Consider the following 3,061-nt stretch of genomic DNA (forward strand, 5'->3'; position numbering starts at 1 on the left):
TTAAAAAAGAGGATTGGCGCTCAAGGATTTTTTTTCTTCTCTTGGTTGATTGGAGGCTAGCGAGGAGACCTCGCCATCTCTCAACCGCTTTTTTCTCCATGAATGGAGAGGCTTTATATCTTAATTTTTCGGTAACTTGAAAAACGCTATAGTTAAAAAATCAGGCAAGATAATTTTTAGTTTACCATTTTTTAGCTGAGGCAATTGATTTAGTTGCTTGGGAACTGTCAACAGGTTTAGAAAAAAAGTATCCTTGCCCATATTTACAATTAAGGTCTCTCAGCAAAGCTAATTGACTAGCTGTTTCTACACCCTCAGCAATCACATCTATTTCTAAATTAGAAGCCAGACTAATAATTGCTTTTGTAATCTCTAAATTTTGTGATTCACTATCCATTGTCATTACAAAAGAACGGTCAATTTTCAGAGTATCAATTGGAAAGTTACGGATGCGACTTAATGAAGAATAACCAGTCCCAAAATCGTCAATATTTAACTGTATATTCATCGCTTTTAGTTCTGATAATATTCCCATCACAATTTGCTCATTTTCCATTATTGTAGTTTCAGTAATTTCTAACCTCAGACTATGATGATCTAAACAAGTACAACATAAAATTTCATCAACTTGTTCTACAAGTTTAGATTGAGAAAATTGTCTACCAGAAAGATTAACACTAATTGTTAAAGACTGAAGAGAAAATTGTTGTTGCCAATTATAAGTTTGCTGACAAGCTTGTTGCAGCGTCCACCAACCTATAGGGATAATTAATCCTGTTTCTTCTGCTATAGGAATAAACTCATTTGGAGAAATCATTCCTCGCTCTGGATGTTTCCATCTAATTAATGCTTCAAAACCACATATTAAACCTGTTTCTAAGAGAATTATTGGTTGGTAATATAACTCTAATTCATTGCGTTGTAAAGCTTGTCTGAGGTCTATTTCTAACTTAAGTTGTGCTAAATTATCAGCATACATTGATGTATTAAAAACTTCTTGACGAGCTTTTCCTAAAGTTTTAGCACGATACATAGCTGTATCTGCATCTCTGAGGATATCTGTAGGACTTTGATAATCTTTATTGGATAAAACAATACCAATACTAGCGCTAGTATAAACTTCTTGCTCGTTAATATAAAATGGTAACTGTAACAATTTTTGAATTCTTTGAGCTATATATTCAGCATTTTCTTCAGATTTAACATATTCCAATAATATAGCAAATTCATCTCCTCCCATTCTGGCTACACTATCATCATCCCGCATATCTTGTTTAAGTCGATTAGCTACTTCTATGATTAGTCGATCTCCTGCATTATGTCCTAAACTATCATTAACTATCTTAAACCGATCTAAATCTATAAAAATCACAGCAAACTTATCTTGAGAATGTCTCTGATATCTAGCCAAAGCATTAGATAGTCTATCCATAAACAAAGCCCGATTAGGTAATTGAGTTAGGGAATCATGGAAAGCATCATGCAGTAGTTTTTCTTCTGCTATTTTTCTATCTGTAATGTTATGACAGTTAACAACTATTCCTTCTATATAACTATCCGAAGTTAAGTTGGTAAATACTGCTTCAAATATTTGCCAGTTCTGTTGCTCATTTTTAATTTTAAATTCTTTGATATATTGTTTTTCTGATGAATTTTCAACTACTTTTTGTAAAGTATGTCTGACTAACTGACGATCATTGCCATGAATAATATTAAAAATTGATATATTCAAATTATTTTTATCAAAATTATCTAAAAATTTCTGAGCTAATGGACTAGAATAAATAACCTTGCCATCAGGATTTAAAATCATAATGATATCAGTAGAATTTTCAATTAATGCTCTAAATCTTTTTTCACTTTCACGCAATGTTTGTTGTTTTAATAATTCTGCATGAGCTTGCTCTACTAACTTTTTCTGCTGTAGTGCCTCCTTGCTATCTTGCACAGCCTTCAGTGTTTTATTCAGAGTAATTTCTAAATCATATAAATCTAAGGGTTTAGTTAAAAAGTCAAAAGCCCCTAGATTCATTGCTTTTCTAATAGTTTTTAAATCGCCATAAGCAGAAATAATTACTGTTTTAGTCGTCAATCTTTCTCTTTCTGATAGCTTTTTTAAGAAAGTTAGTCCGTCCATCTTAGGCATATTAATATCAGTAAATATTAGCTCTATATCTGGTTCATTTTCCAAAATTTCTAGAGCTTCTATGCCATTATGAACAAAAACAAACTCAAGTTCTTGTTTTTTAATTCTTTTCCTGAATTTCTGGCAAATTAATAATTCTAGGTCTGGTTCATCATCCACCACAAGTATTTTGGCTAACATAATCTTGAGAATTGATATTTTTTACTATAGATTTAAGATTTTTTGTTTGATTTCTTCAAAGTTAATTGGTTTAACTATATAATCATTTGCTCCATATTCTTTAGCAAGTTTGTAATTTTCATTATAGCCATGAGCAGTTAACATCCATACATTTATTTGTGCATATTTTTCTTTGATTATTTGTAGCAGTTCTAATCCATTAACTATAGGCAAATTAATATCAGATATGATTAAATCTATGTGTTTTTTTTCTGAAGAGTCTAGGTATGATAATGCTTCTATCACTGACATAAAAGAAATAATTTCTACTTCACCTGCTTTGATTTCTTTCCTGAATTTTCTGCTGAATAAATAATGCATATCTTCTTCGTTATCTACAATTATTATTCTTTTCATTTTTCGTGGCTTTAAGATTAATTTTTATAGTAATTATTCTGGTTATTTTACTAGATTTTCAAGATTGCTAGTTATCAATAGCGATCTGCGTTTTACAGCAACCTTTTGCCCCTGTAGATACTATCAAACAATATTACCATAGGTTAGTTAACATTTCCCAATCATTTTTTTCTAGGCATTTAGAAAAAATAGATTACAAATTATTCAATATTCCTAGTGCTAAAACTTTGCTGAAACCCTATTCTTTTCATCATGAATTTGTATGACTAAACTGAATCGATCAAAAAATATACTTATATAGCAATATGATTTGAGTTGTGAGATATTGGAGACTTTTAG

2 protein-coding genes are annotated in these 3,061 nt (G+C 30.5%); both read right to left on the reverse strand.

Annotated features, from left to right (window positions below):
- Window positions 1-181 precede the first annotated feature (181 nt).
- Window positions 182-2,326, reverse strand: a complete 2,145-nt coding sequence (locus tag F6K22_RS37245; protein ID WP_293109793.1) for an EAL domain-containing protein — start codon at window positions 2,324-2,326, stop codon at window positions 182-184.
- A gap of 24 nt (window positions 2,327-2,350) precedes the next feature.
- A complete protein-coding gene (locus tag F6K22_RS37250) occupies window positions 2,351-2,722 on the reverse strand; it encodes a response regulator (RefSeq protein ID WP_293109795.1) in 372 nt (123 codons plus the stop codon).
- Window positions 2,723-3,061: the final 339 nt, after the last annotated feature.

This window comes from Okeania sp. SIO2F4, from assembly GCF_010672385.1.
Taxonomy (GTDB): domain Bacteria; phylum Cyanobacteriota; class Cyanobacteriia; order Cyanobacteriales; family Microcoleaceae; genus Trichodesmium.

Coding starts and splice junctions, on each gene's coding strand:
- F6K22_RS37245 (WP_293109793.1), bottom strand. CDS start 2,326: ATGTTAGCCAAAATACTTGTGGTGGATGATGAACCAGACCTAGAATTA.
- F6K22_RS37250 (WP_293109795.1), bottom strand. CDS start 2,722: ATGAAAAGAATAATAATTGTAGATAACGAAGAAGATATGCATTATTTA.